The following is a 19,875-nucleotide window of genomic DNA, read 5'->3' on the forward strand; positions in this document are numbered from 1 at the left end:
GTCACTTGAAATGAACGCGCCAATCCGCCTGCCGCTGCCGCCGAGCCTCTATGCCGACACCGCGGTGCAGGCGACGCCGACGCCTCAGCTCACATCGGACAAGAGCGTGCCGGTGGCGATCATCGGCGGCGGCTTCACCGGCCTGTCGACCGCGCTGCACCTCGCCGAGCAGGGCGTGCTTGCGACCGTGCTGGAAGCGCAGGAGCCGGGCTGGGGTGCCTCCGGCAACAATGGCGGGCAGACCAATCCCGGACTGAAGCACGACCCGGACCAGATCGAAGCGGATTTCGGCGCTGATCTCGGCCGCCGCATGATCGAATTCTCCTATGGCACCACCAACTTCACGCATGATTTGATCCGCCGCTACCAGATCCCCTGCGAGGCCAGGCAGAACGGCACGCTGCGCGCGGCCTACAACGAAGCCAGCGCAGCGGCGATCGAGACCACGGCAAAGCAATGTATCCGGCGCGGCATGCCGGTGAAGCTGCTCGACGCCGCCGAGATGCGCCAGATGACCGGCAGCGACCGTTACCTCTGCGCCATGCTGGATGCGCGCGGCGGCGACCTGCATCCGCTGAGCTATGCGCGGGGTCTTGCGCGCGCCGCGATCGGGGCCGGCGCCGCCGTCCATGGCGAGACCCCGGCGCTGCGGCTGCGCCGCGACGGCGGCCGCTGGCGGATCGAGACGCCGCGCGCGGTCGTGCTCGCCGACAAGGTGCTGCTCGCGACCAACGGCTTTACCGATGATCTCTGGCCGGCGCTTCGCCGCAGCATCGTGCCGGTGTTCTCGTCGATCGCGGCGACGGCACCGCTGTCCGAGGCGATCGCGCGCGCGATCATGCCGACCCGGCCGGTGCTCTACGAAAGCGGCCACATCACGGTCTATTACCGCGTCGACCAGCACAATCGGCTCTTGATGGGCGGCCGCGGCCCGATGCGCTGGATCAGCAAGCCGACCGACGTCGCCTATCTGATCCGCTACGCCGAGCGGCTATGGCCGCAGCTCAAGGGCGTCAGCTGGACCCACGGCTGGAACAGCCGTCTTGCCATCACCGCCGATCACTACCCGCATGTCCATGAGCCCGCGGAGAATTTGCTGATCTCGCTCGGCTGCAACGGCCGCGGCGTCGCGCTCTCGACCGCGATGGGCGCACAGCTGGCGCGCCGGCTGATCGGCGGCCCCAAGGCCGAGATCGACATGCCCGTGACCGGTATCAAACCGATCCCGATGCACGCCTTCTGGCGGGTCGGCGTCACCACGGCCGTGCTGACCGGCCGGGTGCGGGACTACCTCGGTGTGTGAGGCATTTAACACAATTACAGAATGTGCTGGGCTAATCTCGCGCGTCGGATATATTCGCAGTCTTTACTGGAAGGCTGTTCATGCAGTGCGAGCGATGCGGCCGCGCAAACCGGGCTGGCAACGATTATTGTGAAGATTGCGGTGCGCCATTAGGCCTCAAATGTGACTCCTGTCAGCATGTGAACGGGCCCTCCAGCCGCTTCTGCGGCCGCTGCGGCACCGCGCTCGCCGCGGGCAGCGTCCGTCCCGACGCGCCCTCGCAGCGGCTGCTGCGTTCGCTCAGCACCAAGGGCGGCGAACGCAAGAACCTCACCTTGCTGTTTGCCGATATCCGCAACTCGACCAATCTGATCGACAGCCTCGGCGATCCCGAACTCGGGATGCGGCGGCTGGAGCCGGTGCTCGACCTGATGAAGGAAGCCGTCCACCGCTACGACGGCATCGTCAACAAGATCCAGGGTGACGGCGTCATGGCGCTGTTCGGCGCGCCGCCGCGCCCGCATGAAGATCATGCGGTCCGCGGCTGTCTCGCCGCGCTCGCCATGCAGGATTCGGTGGCCAGGCTCGCTGATCCCGGCATGCAGATCCGGGTCGGGCTGCACACCGGCGAAGTCGTCGTTCAAACGGTGGAAAACACAATCTATCAGACCTACGACGCCGCCGGCGCCAACGTCCATATCGCCAACCGGATGGAGCAGATGGCCGATGAGGGGGCGATCCTCATCACGCGGGACACCTATCTCGGCGCCAGGCAATTCGTCGAGGTCATGCCGCTCGGCATGCAGACCATTCGCGGCATCTCCATGCCAGTGGAGGTCTTTCGGCTGACCGGGCTGCTCAGCGCGCCCGCCAGCGACGTTTTCCGCAGCGGCCGCCGCCTGACCTCGATGGTCAACCGGACCGAGCAGATGGCGGCGTTGGAGCATGAGCTGTCGCGTGCAGTTGGCGGCGACGGCCGGGTCGTCGGCATGGTCGGCGACGCCGGCATCGGCAAGAGCCGGCTCTGCTTCGAGTTCGCCGAAAACTGCCGCCGCAAGGGCATTCGCGTCTATGAGGCCCGCGTGCTGGCGCATGGCCGCGCAACACCGTTCCAGCCCGTGCTCGAGCTGTTGCGCGACATCTTCGGCATCCGCGCCAAGGAGCCGATCGAGACGTCCCGACGTCGCGTCATCGACCGCTTCGCCGAGATGGCCGCATCGGAGCAGGAACTGCTGGTGCTGCTCGAATTCCTCGGATTGGCTGATCCGGCGTATCCGGCCCCGAAGCTCGATCCGCGCGCGCTGCGGCTGCAACTGCTCGATCTCGTTCGAACCTTGGTGCATGCGCGCCCCGGCGACACGCCGGCGGTTGTCATGATCGAGGACCTGCACTGGATCGATGCCGCGAGCGAAGAGTTCGTCGAGACGCTGGTCGATGCCATCGTCGGCACCGCGACGTTGCTGGTGGTCAATTTCAGGCCGGGCTTCACGGCACCTTTCATGCAGCGTTCGCACTACCGTCAGATCGCAATACCGCCGCTGCCGTGGTCCGATTCGAACGAGCTGCTCCGCGAGCATTTCGGCAGGCATCCCTCGCTGGCCTCGCTGAGCAGCAATGTCATCGAACGCGCGCAGGGCAATCCGTTCTTCATCGAGGAGCTTGCCAACACCGTCGTGGAGCGCGGCAATGTCGAGGGCGAACGCGGCAACTACCGGCTCAAGCATGGCGTCGATGCGGTGCCGCTGCCCGCAACGGTGCAGGCTGTCGTGGCCGCCCGCATCGATCACCTCGAGGATATCGCCAAGCAGGTGCTCGAGACGGCGGCGGTGATCGGCCGGCTGGTCGCGATGTCGGTGCTGCGCCCGGTCGCGGCGCTGCCGAACGACGATTTGCAGAACGCCATCGCGCAGCTGCGCCAGGCCGAGCTGCTGTACGACCTGCCGCCCTACGACAAGGGACTGCTGGCGTTTCGCCATCCGTTGATCCAGGAGGTCGCCTACGCAACCCAGTTGCGGTCGCGGCTGACCACGCTGCATGCGACTGTCGCCAAGGCCATCGAGGGCTTCGACTGGGGCAAGCTCGACGAGTTTGCCGGGCTGCTCGCCTATCACTACGAGGCCGCGGGCCAGCCGCTGGAGGCGGTCACCCATTTGCAGCGTGCGGCGCGCTGGATCGGCAAGACCAACTCCGCCGAGGCAATGAAAAGCTGGAAAAAGGTTCGCGCCCTGCTGCAGGACCAGCCCCAGTCCGAATATGTCGACCGGCTGCGGGCGATGTCGAGCGGCCAGATCCTCAACTTCGGCTGGCGTGAGGGGATGTCCGCCGAAGAGGTCAAGCCCTACGCCGAAGAGGCGATCAAATACGCACGCGCGGCGGACCCGGTGCACGAGCCGATCCTGCTCGGCGCCTACGGCAGGATCCTGGCCGCGACCGCGGCCGCCGACGACTATGTCAATCTCGTGCAGGACGCCTTGAAGCTCACTTCCGGCACCGGGGACGTCGGACGGTTTGCGACGGTCAATGCCATGCTGAGCCAGGCGTTCTTCCTGTCGGGCCGTCTTGCCGAGGCGCTCGACGCCGGGCAGGTGGCGGTTGCCGCGATTGCCGAGCAGGGCGGTTTTCACAACAACGTCACACTCGGCCTCAACCCGAACCAGATTCTCGGCTTCGACGTCGAGCACTGGATCAGGTGTCTCGGCACCAGGATTCTGGTGCGGCTCGGCCGGTTCGACGAAGCCGAACGGCGGATCGCCGAGGTGCTGCGGGCCGAGCCGGAGCGCTTCGCCGCCGTCGTGCAGTTCATTCCGCATTTTGCGATGGTGGAGATGGGCTGGAGCCGCGGCCGGCCGGAACTGGCCAAGCCGCATGCGGCGAGGATCGCCGAACTGGCCGAGCAGTCCGGCACGCCCTATCTGCGGGTCGCGGCGCTCGCCAGCGCCGGCCTCGCCAGCGGCGCCGCGGGCGATTTCAAGGTTGCCGCCGCCCAGCTTCAGGAAGCGATCGACTTTGCGCGCTCTGCGCGAGCCGGCCTCGAATTCGAGGCGCGCATGCTGGCGGATCTGGCCGAAGCGCTCTATCGCGCCGCCGACCACCATGCGGCCCTGCAAGCGGTGGACGAGGCGCTGACGGTCGCGCGGCGAAGGACCGATCGCATCGCCGAATTGCACGCGACCGTGCTGCGCGGCCTGATCGTTTGCGCCTTGGGCAGCACGTCACATGAGGAGCTTGACGAGATTGTCGGCGGCGCTCAGAATCTGCTCGATGTCTCGGGGGCAGTCTATTTCACACCACAACTCGATCAGCTTCGATTGCATCTTGAGCGACGCTAGACGCGACGATTTTTCATTTCTGGAAACAAGGTACTGAGGGGGTTTTAATGGGACGGATGATTCAAGACGATACGACGCGCGATGTCCTTGATCTGCTGAACAAGCGGTTTGGTCCCGGCGGGATCATGGAGATGGTGGAGCTGCAAAAGGAGTTCGACATCTTCTCTCCCAATCATCCCCTCGAACAGTCGTTCCGGCTGATCGGGATCGAGCCGGCCGACCGGGTCGAGCGGAAGCGCTGGTATACTTTCCTCGGCACGCTGAAGGACTATCCTTCCGATCAGCCCAATGTGAGCGGATACAAGCGGGTGGTCCAGGCGTTCCGACAGGCGCTCACGCAGGGTCCGTATCTGCCGGTGCTGGTTAGCGTTCACGCCATGAAGGAAAATCCGAAGGTGACGTTTGCAGCCGATGGCCATACGCCGCTGATCTACTCGACCCAGTCGTATCGGGTTCTGTCGATCCCGACCAAGCCAAGCCAGGTCGCCCGCAAGGAGCTTGCCGCGATGGCGAAGCAGCGGCGGGCCAAAGCCAAGAAATGAGCCAGACGTGAGCATCGCAGCGGAGACCGCAGGTGTCGGCGCCGAAGGCGACCGGGCGCGGTTCTCCGACCTCTATGCCGATGTCGAATCCTACTACAGCGCGCGGGTCGCCAAATACGGCGCCACCCCGCGCGGGGTGGACTGGTCCTGCCAGGCCACCCAGGACCTGCGCTTCGTCCAGTTGCTGAAGCTCTGCGACTTCTCCGCACCGTTCAGCCTGAACGACATCGGTTGCGGATACGGCGCGCTGTGCGCCTATCTCGCAAGGCGCCATCCGCAAGCCGAGATCGACTATCTCGGGATCGACCTGTCGCTCGCCATGATCAGCCGCGCGCGCCGCCGTTTCTCGGCGCCGGGGCGCCGCTTCAAGGTCGGCAAGGGCAGCCTGCGTCGCGCGACCTATTCGGTCGCGAGCGGCATCATGAATGTCGATGTCGGCGGCTGCCGCCGATCCTGGGAGGCATTTGTCGCCGGGATGCTGGCCGACCTGCGCCGCGCCAGCCTGCGTGGCTTCAGCGTCAACTTCGTCACCGGGGAGGCCGCAGCCACCGCGGATGCGGATGCGTCGCCGGTGCAGCTCTATTGCACCAGCCCCGAGCCGTGGATCGATTATTGCGAACGCGAGCTTGGCTGCACCGTCGAGACCATCGACGGCTACGGACTGAACGAAGTCACCCTGCTGGCGCGATGTAGGGATCGCTGATCGGGCTGCGGACTATCGCTTGTCCAGAATCCGCAACTCGGCCGTGGCGCTGGCGACCGTCACATCGCTGGCGTCGATCAGATCGGCTTCGACGATCATGTCGCGGTCGGTCTGCGAGATGACCTTCGCCTTGGCCGTGATCGGGCCGATGCGCGCCGGTTTGAGAAACCGCGTGGTGAGGGTCCTCGTCACGACGGTCCGCGTTGCGGGCAGCGCTGCGAGGGCGCCGAGACCGGTGGCTGAATCCAGCATCGCGGCAAGGAAACCGCCCTGGATCGTTCCGTGGCGGTTGGTGAACGAGGGTTGCGCCTCGAAGCGGACTGTGGCGATTTCACCGTCGAAGCCCAGCCACTCGCGTCCAAGAAGTCGCGCGCCGGGCGGCACGTTTGTGCTTGCTTCACTCAAGCCGGTCACCGCAATTGTTGTCGGTCCAAATGTATCAGCCCGTTCGGCTCATGCAATGTCCGCGGGCGCGGGTGGCGAAAGGCGGCAAATCACTGAGTGGCCCGACCTTTTGCACGAGGCCCATGGGTGCGATCGGCACCTGGCTTTCCCTGCGCTCTCCGATCAAGAGGGGCGGAACGAAGAGCAAAGCGCGGGCAGATCGTGTCGCGAGAATGCGAGCGTGTGACTCACAGGTCGTGCAACACATTCACTGTCGTCCCGGCGAAGGCCGGGACCCATAACCACCGATGGTCGTTGTTTCGCGATGCTGGAACGACGAGCGCGATCCACAATTCTCGCTGCGGCGTATGGGTCCCGGCCTGCGCCGGGACGACGGTGGAGAAGGAGTCGTGCGTATAACTCACCCCTCCGCGACCGCGTCGCCCCAGGGCTGGAACGGCTCGGTGACGCCGCTGTTGGTGGCGCCGTCGCGCAGCACGACGCTCGGGCAGGCGAACTTCATCGGCAGGGTCTGGATGCGGGCTTCCTCGAAGTCGAAGCGGCCGCGCAGCGCCTCGCGCACGCTCGCGGGCAGGCGCTTGTCGCCGATCACCACGGCGCCTTCGCTGGCGTCGATCCGGGGCTGGTGGATCGCGGCGTCGAGATCCATGCCGAAATCCATCACGAAGGAGAGCAGTTGCGACACTGCCGGCAGGATGCGGCGGCCGCCCGATGCGCCGGCGGCAAGCGTGCGGCCGTCGGCGGCCTGCGCCACGACCGGCGTGTAGTTGGTCAGGCAGCGCTTGCCGGGCGCGAGCGAGTTCGGATTGCCTTGCGTCGGATCGAACCACATGATGCCGTTGTTCATTGTCAGCCCGGTGTTCGGCGTCACGAATTTGGAGCCGAAGGTCGACAGCAGCGTCTGCGTCACCGCGGCCATGTTGCCGTCACGGTCGACCGCGGAGAAATGCGTGGTGCAGCTTGGCGCGATTGCTTCGGCGCCGAGCGCGCGCCGGCCATCGACGTCGCCCATGTCCTTCAGCCGCTCGCGATAGGCGGCTTGCAGCGCCTCGGCATAGGCTGCGTAGGCCGCCGCATCCGGACCGCCCTGCGCGGGCGCCAGCGCCTTTTGCAAAAGGCCGAGCGTGCGCGCCATGGTCGGACCCGCGGTCAGCTCCGGCGTCGCATAGACCGTGCCGCCGCGATAGGGAATTTTCAACGGCTCGCGCAGATGGGCACGGAAGGCGGCGAGGTCGCGCACCGACAGCGCGCCGCCGGCGGCCTGGATGTCGTCGGCGATGCTGCGCGCCAGATCGCCCTCGTAGAAATCGCGCGGGCCGGCCGCGGCGAGCTGCGCCATCGTGGCCTTCAGCCTGTCCTGCGGCATGCGGACCACCGACCTGATGCCCCATTGCGCATTCGGCGGCAGGCCATCTTGCAGATACGCCGCCGCGCTGGCGGGATAGCGCCGCAGATCGGCCGCGGAGCTTGCGATCATCGCGGTGGTCCACCAATCGACCAAAAGGCCCTCGCCGGCGAGCTTGACGCTCGGCGCCAGCAGATCCTTCCACGCCATTTTGGCGTGGCGGCGATGCGCTTCCTCCATGCCGGCAACGACGCCGGGCACCGCGATCGAGCCGGGGCCGTGCAGGTTGCGGTCGTCCTTGACCCGCGCCCAGGGGAACAGGTCGGAGGCCGCACCGCCGGTCAGCGGATAATCCTCGATGCGCAGGCCGTCGGGCGCGCGCATGCCGTAGTCGATCACCTCGACGCGGTTCTCCTTGGCGCGATAGAGCACCATCGCGCCGCCGCCGCCGGCGCCGCTCATCCACGGCTCCACGACGCCAAGCGCGAAGGTGGTTGCGATCACGGCGTCGACACAATCGCCACCATCAGCCAATACCTCCGCGCCGACCTCGGCCGCCTTGCGCGACTGTGCGGCGACGATGCCGCCCTTGGCGCTGACGGCCGGCTTGCGGATCACTTGCGAGTTGGAGAACTGGTCGGACATGGCGTTGCTTTCGCTGTTCTTGTTGCGGGTGGGACACGTTGGCGTAGCATGCCAAGCATGGCACTGTCAGTGCAACAACAAGAACCAATTTCAGGGAGCGGAAAATGACTGGTGTGAAGCGTGAACGGGACGGCAAGGTCGGCATCCTGACGCTCAACGATCCCGCGAGCCTGAACGCCATGACGCCGGAACTGCTCGGCGATCTCGCGCGCGCCGTCGGCGAGATGAGCCTCGACCCGGACATCCGCGCGCTGGTCCTGACCGGGGAGGGACGCGGCTTCTGCTCCGGGCAGAACCTCAAGGCGTTCCAGTCGCTCGGCGACAATATCTACACCGGCGTGATGAGGCATTATTGGCCGGCGATGCAGGCCTTGCGCGAATGCCGCGTGCCGGTGGTGGTCGCGGTCAACGGCGTCGCGGCCGGCGGCGGCTTCAGCCTCGCGATGTCCGGCGACATCATCCTGGCGGCGCGCTCGGCGAGCTTCATCCAGGTGTTCAGCCGGATCGGCCTGGTGCCCGATCTCGGCTCGACCTGGCTGTTGCCGCGCCTGATCGGCCGCCAGCGCGCGCTCGACCTGATGCTGCTGAACGAGCCGCTGCCGGCCGAGCGGGCCAAGGAGTGGGGGTTGGTGCGCGACGTGGTCGACGATGCAAAACTGCTCGACGAGGCAAAGGCGCTCGCCGGCCGTCTCGCCGACGGACCGACGCGCGCGCTGGTCGCGACCCGGCAACTGCTCGAGGAGAGCGAGCACGCCAGCTACGCCGATCAGTTCCGCCGCGAGATCGAGCTGCAGCAGGTGATCCGCGAGAGCGCCGACGCGAAGGAAGGCCGCCAGGCCTTCGTCGAGAAACGCAAGGCCCAGTTCACGGGACGCTAGAGCGGGATGAGCTTACCTAAATCGAGCGGCGGGCTCCGCTTCACCTCGCCCCGCGTGCGGGGAGAGGTCGGAACGCATCGTTCGATGCGTTCCGGGTGAGGGGGAGTCTCCGCGAATACAGCTATCACCAGACATATGCGGAGGCAGCCCCTCACCCCAACCCTCTCCCCGTAAGAACGGGGCGAGGGAGCGCAGCGCCGTCGCTGTTCGGCGCAATCTCAGGATGCTCCAGGCCTTGATCGTGCGCGTGCTAGCCGATCGCAATCGCGATCTTGCCGAAATGCGCGCCACTCGCCATGTGGGCGAACGCTGCCTTGACCTGGTCGAACGCGAACACCTTGTCGATCACGGGCTTGACGCCGTGCAGGCTGATGCCGTCGCACAGCGCCTGCAGGTCCTCGATCGAGCCGACGGTGACGCCTTGCAGCCGCTGCTGCTGCATCACCATCAGCGGCAGCCGCGTGTCGGACGCGGCGGGACCTGCGAGCACGCCGATGAAGGCGATGGTGCCGCCGATCCTGGTGGCGCGGATCGACTCGTTCAGCGTGCCGACGCCGCCGACCTCGACGACGAGATCGACACCGCGCCCGGTCAGCTCGCGCGCCTTCTTGCCCCAATCGGGCGTGGACCTGTAGTTGAGCGTGACATCGGCGCCGAGCTGCTTCAGCCGCGCTATCTTGGCGTCGCTGGAGGATGTCGCGATGACGCGGGCGCCGCACATCTTGGCGAATTGCAACGCGAACAGCGAGACGCCGCCGGTGCCCTGGGTCAGCACCGTCTGCCCCGGCTTGAGGTCGCCGAGCTTGACCACCGCGCTCCACGCCGTGAGGCCGGCGCATGGCAGTGCCGCGGCCTCGATGTCGTTCAGATGATCCGGCGTGCGCACCAGCGCATGCGCGGGGAAGACCCGGTACTCGGTCAGCACACCGTCGACGCTGCCGCCGAGCGCCGCGCGCATCCGCGCCTCGCTCGGCTCGCCGGCGAGCCAGCTTTCGAAGAAGCTGCCGATCACGCGATCGCCGGGTGCGAAGGTCCTGACGCCGGCGCCGACCGCCTCGACCACGCCGGCGCCGTCGGAGACCGGCACCAGCGGAAATTTCTGGCGCGAGCCGTAACCGCCCTTGACCGTGAGCAGGTCGCGATAGTTCAGCGTCGCCGCCTTCAGCCGCACCAGGACCTCGCCCGGGCCGGCTTGCGGAACAGGCTTGTCGACCAGCGCCAGCGCGTCGACGCCGCCGGGGCCTTGCAACTCATAGCATTTCACGGAACGTCTCCTGCTCGGTGCACTTGTGTTGGGCAGCGCTCGCGGCGCCGCCGCGCATGCGCCGAGCATATGTCAGGCCTGCCGCGCGTGGCCATAGCGCGCAGTGGGGTTGATGGAATGGCGCCCATGCCCGAACGCGCTGGCGCGCGACCGGGAAATACCGCCAATCTGAGTCGTCAATGAAGTGACCGAGCGGAGGTGACCATGGCTGCCTTGCTTGAGACGAAGCGCGATCTGATCGCAACGCTCGCACGCGGCGCGGTTCGCGTGCTGCTTGCCGCTGCATGGGTCGCTTGCGGTGGTGCGATGGCCGCAGCAGACGACAGCCTCTACCGCGCGCGGACCGTCGTCACCGGCCAGGGCGAGCCGAACCGCATCATCGGCTTTGGGGCATGTCTGGAGGATGTGCTGATCAAGGTTTCCGGTCAGCCAATGCTGGCAGGCGACCGCCGGCTTGCCGCCTACAAATCGAAGGCGGGGGAGTTCGTCAGCAGTTTCGACTATCACGATCAATACGCCGGCAAGCCGCATCATGACGAGCAGGGCACCCGCGACCGGCCGTACGACCTGACGGTGGATTTCGACGAGAAGAAGATCGACGGCATTCTCGCCAGGATCGGTCTCAAGCCGTGGCGGTCACAGCGGCCGGTGCTCGGCGTCTTCGCCGAGATGCAGCACGGTCCAAAGGATTACATTGTCACATCCGACGGGATGCAGTCCGACCTGCAACGCGATGCGCTTGCGGCTGCGGCCGGCAAGCGCGGCATGCGCTTCGTGCTGCCTGATACAACCGCGTTGACGAGCGCCAACATCACCGCCGCCGAACTGCTGAAGACGCCGCCGGCGAAGCTGAGTTCGATCGTCGCGCCGCAAGGCGGCGAGGCCACCCTGCTCGGTCGGCTGGTCTGGGACGACAAGGATCTCGGCTGGGCCACGCAATGGCGGATGGCCTGGCACGGCAAGGATTACAAATGGCAGTTCCGCGGCGTCACCTTCGATGAAGCCTTCCGCCGCGGCATCGGCGGCGCCGCGCAGGTGCTGTCGGGCAATGGCGATCCGGGGCGACCAAAATAAGCTTGCGCGCGCAGCGGCTGGATCGCGCTAGAGCCTTTTCCGTTCCGATTGAATCGGAACGGGGCTCTAGATTCTCATTTTGACGCGTTTTCTTCACGCGAACCGGTATCCACTTCGCTCGAAAACGCTCTACCCGGCGTAGCCGAGCGTTTGCGACGGATATTCCCCGAACATCGTGCGGTAATATTGCGAGAAGCGCCCGAGCTCGATGAAGCCCTGTTCGATCGCAACCTTGGAGACGGTTGTCTGGTCGGGCGTGCTTTCGCGCAGGATCGAACGGATCGCGCAGAGCCGCTTGTAGCGCAGGAACGTTACCGGGCCGACCCCGAACACCTCGTGGAAGGCGCGGTGCAGGCTGCGTCGCGACAGCCGAAGCTCGCTGCAGATTTCCGAGACATGGACCGGGCGAGTGCCCGCGGCGTGCAGATAGTCCTCGACGTGGCGCACCAGGCGCATCGCCGACGGTAGATAGCTCGTCCCGTCGGGAGGCAACGATGTCACAACCGTCGCGGTCACGCAGTCGACGATCGCGCGCTTCCAGAAGCCGGCCGACGCGTCCGTCAAGGCGTCCGGATAGCGCGCGAGGTGCGCGACGATCCGCGGCAGTTTGTCCGCCGCGCCCATGCCGATCGTGGGATCGGCGCGAAAGTGGTTCTTCGCCTGCCAGGTCTCGGCGTCGGCGAGCCGCGGCTCGCCGCCGAATATGTCGGGCAGATCGGCGAGGTCGAAGCGGATGGCCGCGTAGGACGAAGCGCTGTGAAAGACCCCGTCATGCTCGACCGACGGCGGAATCACCAGCACATCGGCCGGCTGCATGTCGAACGCCCAATGCGTGACGCGGTCGGTCGCGTTGAGCAGCATTCCGATGATCAGCTTGGGATCGGTCGAGACGCGCTGGGTGCGGACGCCGACATTGAACGCGCCGATGCTGAGCGAAAAATCACCGATCCCGACGTGAGACAATGTGCCGCGCAGCTTGCCGCGCTCCAGCTGCATGACATCGACATGCGAGCCTTTGACGGCATCGTGGAGTCCCTCGAAGCCGTCAAGCTCGCCGGTGCTGACCGTCAGGTGTTGGCCCATATCCACGTTCACAACTGCAGCGCGATTAATCTACTAAAACCAAATGCTTGAAGTCGGTACAAAAAATGTGCCCCGCGACAATGTGCTTAGATTGGTTCGATTCGCATGGCGAGATCGTGATGCGGATTTGCAAACGCGCGGATTTTCGCTTGTTTTTCCGAGAAAGCAATAAGGCCGACCGGATCGGATTGATCGAATTGGAGCATCTTTCGTTAAGCCTGCACGCCTCGGGGTTGAGATTGGCACAAAGTGCACATCCCTCGTATAGTGCGTTCCGCTATCGTTTGAACTGACAGCAGAATTCGCTCGTGACAACGTCCAGTGGAACGAGTCACGGTGGAGAATCCTGTGCACGCAAATGTGCACATGGATTGGCAACGGAGGAGAAAAGGGAAGAAGGCCTGACGGATCAACGCTGCCGAAAAGTGCAGCACAGAAGAATGGAAGGGCGCGACAATGCACTCAGGCACGACGCAATCATGCACGACGTTCGGTCACCGAGATCATAAGGCTCCGATCTTCAACAGGATTTTCCGTCTGGCGCTCGTTGGAGCAGCCGCGATCGTCGCGCAAGCAGGCCCGGCGTCGGCGGTCAGCATCGGCTCTTCCGCTTCACTGCCGATCATCACACAGCAGGAAGGCAGCGGTAACGTTGTGCAGGTGCGCGCTGTCGCGCGCCGGGGCGGCGTTGCCGTCGGACCGCGCGGCGGTGCGGTAGCTTACCGGAGCCGGACGGTGGTGGGGCCGGGCGTTCGCCCCGGCTGGCACGGCGGCGGAACGCGCTGGGTCGGACCGCGGCCGGGAGGTTGGGCGCGGCCCGGCTGGTACGGCTGGCCGGTCGGGGGCGCGGTCGCGGCCGGCGCAGCGATCGGGTTCGTCAGCGCGGCGAGCGCAGCCGCCTGGGCGGGACCGGCGCCGGCAGCGGGCATGTGCTGGTACTACACCGACCCGTCTCGAACACAGGGCTTCTGGGACTACTGCTCGCGGTAATGCCCAAAGAGGTGCATCGCCATGTCCCGGGTAGAGATCGCCTCCGCTGAGCGAGAGCGTGACGACCGCGTCCAGACCGACGACATGGTCTGGATTCCCGGCGGCACGTTCCGCATGGGCTCCGACCATCACTATCCCGAGGAGGCGCCGGCGCATCGGGCGTCGGTCGATGGCTTCTGGATCGACCGCACGCCGGTGACCAACGCTCAATTCCGCGAATTCGTGCGGGAGACCGGGCACATCACGGTCGCCGAGCGACCGCCCGATCCTGCGCAATATCCGGGGGCGCTGCCGCATATGCTCTACGCCGGCTCGCTGGTGTTTCAGCCGCCGCGCCGCGTCACCACCCTGCGCGACTGGAGCCAATGGTGGACCTTGATGAAGGGCGCGAACTGGCGCCGCCCCTACGGCCCGCGCAGCAACATCAACGTGCTCGGCAGCCATCCGGTGGTCCACGTCGCCTATGCGGATGCGCTCGCCTACGCCAAATGGGCCGGCAAGGAACTTCCGACCGAAGCGGAGTGGGAGTTCGCGGCGCGCGGCGGGCTCGAGGCCGAGGAGTTCGCCTGGGGCAACGCCTTGACGCCCGGCGGCAAGCACATGGCCAACACATGGCAGGGCAATTTCCCGATTCAGAACCTCTGCGAGGACGGCTTCGACCGGACCTCGCCGGTGACCGCGTTTCCGCCCAATGGCTACGGCGTCCACGACATGATCGGCAATGTCTGGGAGTGGACCGCCGACTGGTGGTCCGCCCGTCATGAGGCCGACGCCGCGAAGCCCTGCTGCATCCCGCAGAATCCGCGCGGCGGCCGCGAGGAGGCGAGCTACGATCCCGCCCAGCCCGCCATCAAGATCCCGCGCAAGGTCCTCAAGGGCGGCTCGCATCTGTGCGCACCGAATTACTGCCGCCGGTATCGCCCTGCCGCCCGTCATGCCGAGCCGGTCGACACCTCGACCAGCCATGTCGGCTTTCGTTGCGTGGTGCGCCGACCCGATTCTCAATCGTCACAAAAACCGTTCGACAAGCAAGGAGCGTCAGAATGAGCGATGAGAGCAATATCGTGACCAGGCAGTCCGGTAGTCGCGGAGGGTTGCTTCGTGGCTTGTTCGCGGCGGCGTTGGTCGCGACAAGCCTGGCGCCATTTGCCGGGTCTCCCGCGTCAGCGCAGCAGCCGAACGCGGCCAAGCCGAACATCCTCGTGATCTTCGGCGACGATGTCGGCCAATCCAACATCAGCGCCTACACGCGCGGTGTGGTCGGCTACAGGACGCCGAACATCGACCGGATCGCCAATGAAGGCATGATCTTCACCGACTACTATGCCGAGAACAGCTGCACGGCGGGACGCTCGACCTTCATCACCGGGCAGGCCTGTTTGCGTACCGGACTCTGCAAGGTCGGCATACCCGGCGCACCGGTTGGACTCCAGAAGGGCGACATGACGATAGCCCAAGCGCTCAAGCCGCTTGGTTATTCTACCGGACAGTTCGGCAAGAACCATCTCGGCGACCGGGACGAGTATCTTCCGACGGCGCACGGCTTCGACGAATTCTTCGGAAATCTCTATCACCTCAATGCCGAGGAAGAGCCGGAGCGCCCCTATTTCCCGAAGGACGATCCGGCCTTCGTCAAAGCCTATTCGCCGCGCGGCGTAATCAAGTCGTCCGCCGACGGCAAGATCGAAGACACCGGGCCGCTCACGCGCAAGCGCATGGAAACTGTCGATGACGAGACGACGGGCGCCGCGATCGATTTCATGCAGCGGCAGGCGCGGGCCAACAAACCCTTCTTCACCTGGATGAACTTCACTCGCATGCACATCTTCACGCATGTTCGGCCGGAATATCGCGGCAAGAGCGGCATGCCCGGCAACGAGTATGCCGACGGCATGTGGGAGATGGACCAGAATGTAGGCAAGCTGCTGAAGATGCTCGACGATCTTAAGATCGCCGACAACACGATCGTCATCTTCACGACCGATAACGGTCCGAACGCCTTCACCTGGCCGGATGCGGCGACCACGCCGTTCCGTTCGGAGAAGGACACCAACTGGGAAGGCGCGTTCCGCGTTCCGGCGATGATTCGTTGGCCGGGCCGCGTGAAGGCCGGCGAGACAGCCAACGGCATCGTTTCGGGTCTCGACTGGTTCCCGACCCTGCTTGCCGCGGCCGGCGATACATCCGTCAAGGAACGCCTCTTAAATGGCTGGCAGCCCCAGGGCAACCCGACCACCTTCCGAGATCACCTCGATGGGTTCAATCAGCTCGACTACATCACGGGCAAGACGGACAAGAGTGCACGCAGCGAGTTCTTCTACTTCAATGACGACGGCGATCTCGTTGCCACGCGTTTTGACAACTGGAAATTCGTCTACGAGAAGCAGGAGCAGCCTGGACAAATGGATGTCTGGGCCAATCCCTTCAAGCCGCTGCGCGTTCCGAAGATGTTCAACCTGCGCATGGACCCATACGAGCATGCTGAGATCTCGGGCAGCGGTTACGACCAGTGGCGTGTGGAAAATGCCTATCTCGTTGCTCAAGGGGTTATGAGGTCGGCGGCCTTCCTCCAGACGTTTGCCGAATATCCCCCGAGCCAGCGGCCGGCGAGCTTTAGCATCGATCAGGTTCGCAGGCAGGTCGACAAGAAGGTCGACGAGTCGTTCAAGAAGCGCGGTCTCGAATAGTCGCGAGGCCCTGCGAGACAGGCCAGTGGTATCGGCCTGTCTCGCGCTGTATCCGAGGGGACTAGCGGATGGATGCTCGATCGAGCATAGGGTCTGCATCGACCGCGACCCGAGCACACCGAAAGAATCTGGATGCCGGTGCGAGCCGGAGGCTTGTCGCAGCGGCGCTGGCGTTCGTCTCGGGTGCCGCCGGCTTGGTCTATCAGGTGATCTGGATCAAGCAGCTTTCGCTCGTCGTCGGCGCTGATGTCTATGCCATCACGACCGCCGTGAGCGCCTTCTTTACCGGCCTGGCGTTGGGCGGCCTGATCTTTGGTGGAAGGGCCGACCGCGCCGGCCAGCCGGCGAAACTCTACATCGCGATCGAGATCGGCATCGGCGTAACCGGCGTCGCCACCACATTGATCCTGGCGAATATTGCGCCGGCCTTCGTGGCGATCGAGAGCACGAGCGGCTTGCTCGCATGGGCCATGGTGTTCGTTCTGGTCGGCATCGCCCCGCTTCTGATGGGTGGGACGCTACCGGTCCTTGTGCGTGCGGTGCTGCGGAATTCCGGCGATGCCGGCCGCGTCGGTGGCCGGCTGTACGCCGCCAACACGGCCGGCGCGATTCTTGGCGCTGTGCTGCCGATGTTTGTCCTCATTCCGCTGTTCGGGGTGCAGGGGACCTCGATCGCGGCGGCGACACTCAATGTCCTCGCGGCGGCGGGGGCAACGGTGCTCGGCCGGATTCCCCTGGCGTCGGCGAGGATCAAGCCTGCCGGCCGCGCGGCGGCGCATCAACCGCGCCGGGTCGGATTGGCCGTTGCCCTCTATGCCGCCGCCGGCGCAATTGCCCTCGGCTATGAGGTCGTCTGGTCCCAGTCCATCGTTCAGTTCATGAGTACGCGCAGTTTCGCGTTTTCCGTGGTGCTTGCCACGTACCTCGCGGGACTTGCGGCGGGCGCCGCGATCGTTGCGCGGGTCATCGACCGGATCCGCGATCCCTGGAGCGTCTTTGGCCTTCTGATCGCCGCCGCCGGCTTCCTGGCCTTGATCGAGATCGCGGCACTTGGCCATTGGCTCGTGGTCGCGCAGACAGCGACCGAGGCGTTCGTGCTCCGCCTTACCGAAAACCAGTTCGCCGGCATGTGCGCCCGCTTCGCGGTGGCAGCGTTCTGCATCGTATTCCTGCCGACCTTGCTGCTCGGGGCGGCCTTTCCGGTGGCGCTGCGTCTGGTGGTGCGGGATGCGCATATCGGGCAGGACGTTGGTGCCGTCGTGGCGGTCAATACGCTGGGCGGTGTGGGGGGCGCGCTTCTCACCGGCTTCGTGCTTCTGCCCTGGCTCGGGCTGGTCCACACCCTTGCATTGCTCGCAATCGGCGCCGGCCTGCTGGGTGTCTTGGCCTGCTGGGGTGGTCGCTCGAGCCGCACCGGTCTTGGACTGGCATTCGCGGTCGGCGCAGCCTGCATCGTCGCTGCGGTCGCCACGCCGTCCGACCGATTTGCCCAATTGTTGCCGGCAGCGCGGTCGGGAAAAATCATGTTCTATGAGGAGAGCCCGGGTGGGACGGTCGCGGTGGTCAATACCGGCCGCTTCCGCCGGCTCTATATCCAGGGCGTATCCAATTCCGGCGACGCGATGCCGTCGCTGCGCTATATGCGGCTGCAAGCACTCCTGCCTCTCATCATTCACAATGGCGAGCCGAAATCAGCCCTGGTGATCGGCTACGGCACGGGCATCACGGCCGGCGCTGTCTCGCAATTCCCTGCTCTCGACAGGAGGGTGGTGGGTGAGCTGCTCCCGGCGGTCCTTCGTGCGGCTCCGATATTCGACGGCACCTTCAACGCCGCGTCCGACCCGGGATTGGAAAAGCGCCTGGGCGACGGCCGTCGTCTCCTGCAGCGCGAGAGCCAGACCTACGACCTGATCACGCTGGAGCCGCCGCCGCCATCGGCGGTGGGCGTCGTCAATCTCTATTCTCGCGATTTTTATCGCCTGGCATCGTCGCGGCTGAACGACGACGGGATTGTCGCGCAGTGGTTGCCGCTGCCAACACAGAACGATGAGGACACGCGCGCACTGGTTCGCAGCTTCATCGATGTGTTTCCGTACGCGTCGCTGTGGACATCGGAGCTGCATGAAATGTTGCTCGTCGGGTCGCGCCGTCCGATTTTGTTGGATGCGGAGCGCATCAGCGCGAGATTCAATCAGCCCGAGACGTCTGCGGCGCTTTCCGCGGTCGGCGTCAACTCGGTCGCGGCGCTGATCGCAACCTGGATCACCGACCGCGACGGGCTCGTGCGCTACGCGGCGGACGCGCCGGCGGTGACGGACGACAGGCCGCGGATCGAATACGCGACATGGGTTCGTCCGGACGAGTTCAGCCGGACGATTTCGCACATCTGGCAGTACCGTAGCGAACCGCCGCTCAAGGGAGCGGACGAGCAGTTCACCGCCTCGCTGCTGAGCGAAAGGCGAGATCTTGATGCGTTCTATCGTGCCGGCCTCAGCGCCTATGCGGGCAACAGGCAGGCTTACGCGCGCGAGATGGCGAGCCTGAGCCAAGCGGCGAGGCGAAACCCCTATTACAGGTGGTTTACGGGGTCCAAGGAGCCGTAGTGCAATGTCAGACCACGCCGCAACTCAGTCAGCGGCCGCCCCGGCGCGGCGAACTGCCAAGGACTCCGCGGCGCGCGAGGCCGTGCTCGATCTCAAGGCGCGCATCGGCAGATCGGTGCTCGGGCAGGATCATCTGGTCGAGAGCATGCTGATCGGGTTGCTGGCCAACGGCAACCTTCTGATCGAAAGCCTGCCGGGACTAGCCAAGACACGCGCGGTGAAGACGCTGGCGAAGAATCTCGCCGCGGACCTGTCGCGCGTGCAGTTCACGCCGGACCTGCTGCCGTCGGACGTGACCGGCGCGGAGATCTACCTGCAGACCGAGAAGGGCGGCCAGTTCCAGTTCCAGAAGGGGCCGATCTTCGCCAACCTCGTGCTCGCGGACGAAATCAACCGCGCGCCGGCCAAGGTGCAGTCGGCGCTGCTGGAAGCGATGGAGGAACGTCAGGTCACCGTTGCCGGCAAGACCTACAAGATGCCTGACCTGTTCATGGTGCTCGCCACCGAGAATCCGATCGAGCAGGAAGGCACCTATCCGCTTCCCGAGGCGCAGCTCGACCGCTTCCTGATGCATGTCGTGATCACCTATCCCGACGAGGCGACGGAAGGCGAGATCATCAAGCTCAATCGCGCCGAGAATGCGCGGAAGCCGGAAGCCGGAGCTGCCGAGCCGCCGCCGGTGCCGCAGCAGGCGATCCTCGATGCGCGCGGCGAGCTCGACGGCATCTTCGTCTCCGACCTCGCACAGAAATATATCGTCGACCTGATCTATGCGACGCGGTTTCCCGGCCGCTACGGCGAACCCCTGAGCAAATGGATCCAGATCGGCGCCAGCCCGCGCGGCAGCCTTGCCATCGACCGCTGCGCGCGGGCGCGCGCATGGCTCGACGGGCAGGACTTCGTCACGCCCGACCACATCCGCGCCGTCATCCATGACTGTCTGCGGCATCGGCTGATCCTGAGCTACGAGGCCGTATCGCAGGGCATCAGCCCCGACCAGGTGATCGACAAGATCACCGAGCTTGTCGCTGCAGCGTGAGGGCCG

At 65.5% G+C, this 19,875-nt stretch carries 15 protein-coding genes; 11 read left to right on the plus strand and 4 right to left on the minus strand.

What is annotated here, in order from left to right; all coding sequences use genetic code 11:
- The first annotated feature begins 10 nt into the window (after positions 1 to 10).
- The 4 genes from ACVIYL_RS19120 to ACVIYL_RS19135 all read left to right on the plus strand — a co-directional run bounded on the left by ACVIYL_RS19120 (position 11) and on the right by ACVIYL_RS19135 (position 5,856).
- Positions 11 to 1,303: an FAD-dependent oxidoreductase gene (locus tag ACVIYL_RS19120; protein ID WP_456779462.1), complete on the plus strand. Its 1,293-nt coding sequence runs from the start codon at positions 11 to 13 to the stop codon at positions 1,301 to 1,303.
- Between the two features lie 80 nt (positions 1,304 to 1,383).
- Positions 1,384 to 4,611 (plus strand): AAA family ATPase, encoded by a 3,228-nt coding sequence (locus ACVIYL_RS19125; protein WP_456779463.1) that lies wholly within the window; start codon positions 1,384 to 1,386, stop codon positions 4,609 to 4,611.
- 47 nt (positions 4,612 to 4,658) lie between these two features.
- Positions 4,659 to 5,153 (plus strand): hypothetical protein, encoded by a 495-nt coding sequence (locus ACVIYL_RS19130; protein ID WP_057015167.1) that lies wholly within the window; start codon positions 4,659 to 4,661, stop codon positions 5,151 to 5,153.
- A gap of 7 nt (positions 5,154 to 5,160) precedes the next feature.
- Positions 5,161 to 5,856, plus strand: coding sequence for a class I SAM-dependent methyltransferase (locus ACVIYL_RS19135; RefSeq protein ID WP_456779464.1), 696 nt, complete (start codon positions 5,161 to 5,163; stop codon positions 5,854 to 5,856).
- 12 nt (positions 5,857 to 5,868) lie between these two features.
- Here the strand turns inward: ACVIYL_RS19135 and ACVIYL_RS19140 are convergent, their stop codons facing one another.
- On the minus strand, positions 5,869 to 6,240 hold the full coding sequence (locus ACVIYL_RS19140) for a PaaI family thioesterase (protein ID WP_456779465.1): 372 nt from the start codon (positions 6,238 to 6,240) through the stop codon (positions 5,869 to 5,871).
- Positions 6,241 to 6,661: 421 nt separating this feature from the next.
- Positions 6,662 to 8,251, minus strand: coding sequence for a gamma-glutamyltransferase (locus tag ACVIYL_RS19145; RefSeq protein ID WP_253607329.1), 1,590 nt, complete (start codon positions 8,249 to 8,251; stop codon positions 6,662 to 6,664).
- Positions 8,252 to 8,355: 104 nt separating this feature from the next.
- Between ACVIYL_RS19145 and ACVIYL_RS19150 the strand changes: the two genes are divergently transcribed.
- Positions 8,356 to 9,129: an enoyl-CoA hydratase-related protein gene (locus ACVIYL_RS19150; protein ID WP_026193208.1), complete on the plus strand. Its 774-nt coding sequence runs from the start codon at positions 8,356 to 8,358 to the stop codon at positions 9,127 to 9,129.
- Positions 9,130 to 9,379: 250 nt separating this feature from the next.
- Here ACVIYL_RS19150 and ACVIYL_RS19155 read toward each other — a convergent pair whose 3' ends face one another.
- The gene (locus ACVIYL_RS19155) at positions 9,380 to 10,393 is read right to left on the minus strand and encodes a zinc-dependent alcohol dehydrogenase family protein (protein ID WP_456779466.1); all 1,014 of its coding nucleotides are present in this window, start codon (positions 10,391 to 10,393) and stop codon (positions 9,380 to 9,382) included.
- Between the two features lie 204 nt (positions 10,394 to 10,597).
- Here ACVIYL_RS19155 and ACVIYL_RS19160 point away from each other — a divergent pair, with 204 nt between their 5' ends.
- Entirely contained in the window at positions 10,598 to 11,467 is an 870-nt protein-coding gene (locus ACVIYL_RS19160; RefSeq protein WP_456779467.1) for a DUF2066 domain-containing protein, read from the plus strand.
- A 129-nt stretch (positions 11,468 to 11,596) separates the two neighbouring features.
- On the opposite strand, the gene ACVIYL_RS19165 is transcribed toward ACVIYL_RS19160, so the two are convergent.
- Positions 11,597 to 12,550, minus strand: a complete 954-nt coding sequence (locus ACVIYL_RS19165) for a helix-turn-helix domain-containing protein (RefSeq protein WP_253607332.1) — start codon at positions 12,548 to 12,550, stop codon at positions 11,597 to 11,599.
- A gap of 456 nt (positions 12,551 to 13,006) precedes the next feature.
- On the opposite strand from ACVIYL_RS19165, the gene ACVIYL_RS19170 reads away from it, so the two are divergent.
- The 5 genes from ACVIYL_RS19170 (at position 13,007) to ACVIYL_RS19190 (ending at position 19,869) form a co-directional block, all read left to right on the plus strand.
- Positions 13,007 to 13,540, plus strand: a complete 534-nt coding sequence (locus ACVIYL_RS19170) for a hypothetical protein (RefSeq protein ID WP_253607333.1) — start codon at positions 13,007 to 13,009, stop codon at positions 13,538 to 13,540.
- A 21-nt stretch (positions 13,541 to 13,561) separates the two neighbouring features.
- Entirely contained in the window at positions 13,562 to 14,587 is a 1,026-nt protein-coding gene (locus tag ACVIYL_RS19175) for a formylglycine-generating enzyme family protein (protein ID WP_456779468.1), read from the plus strand.
- Positions 14,584 to 16,227, plus strand: a complete 1,644-nt coding sequence (locus tag ACVIYL_RS19180) for an arylsulfatase (protein WP_456779469.1) — start codon at positions 14,584 to 14,586, stop codon at positions 16,225 to 16,227. The genes ACVIYL_RS19175 and ACVIYL_RS19180 overlap by 4 nt, the downstream gene beginning before the upstream one ends.
- Before the next feature lie 194 nt (positions 16,228 to 16,421).
- On the plus strand, positions 16,422 to 18,830 hold the full coding sequence (locus tag ACVIYL_RS19185) for a fused MFS/spermidine synthase (protein WP_456779470.1): 2,409 nt from the start codon (positions 16,422 to 16,424) through the stop codon (positions 18,828 to 18,830).
- A gap of 4 nt (positions 18,831 to 18,834) precedes the next feature.
- A complete protein-coding gene (locus ACVIYL_RS19190; protein ID WP_310881888.1) occupies positions 18,835 to 19,869 on the plus strand; it encodes an AAA family ATPase in 1,035 nt (344 codons plus the stop codon).
- Positions 19,870 to 19,875 lie beyond the last annotated feature (6 nt).

This window comes from Bradyrhizobium sp. USDA 3315 (assembly GCF_054056795.1).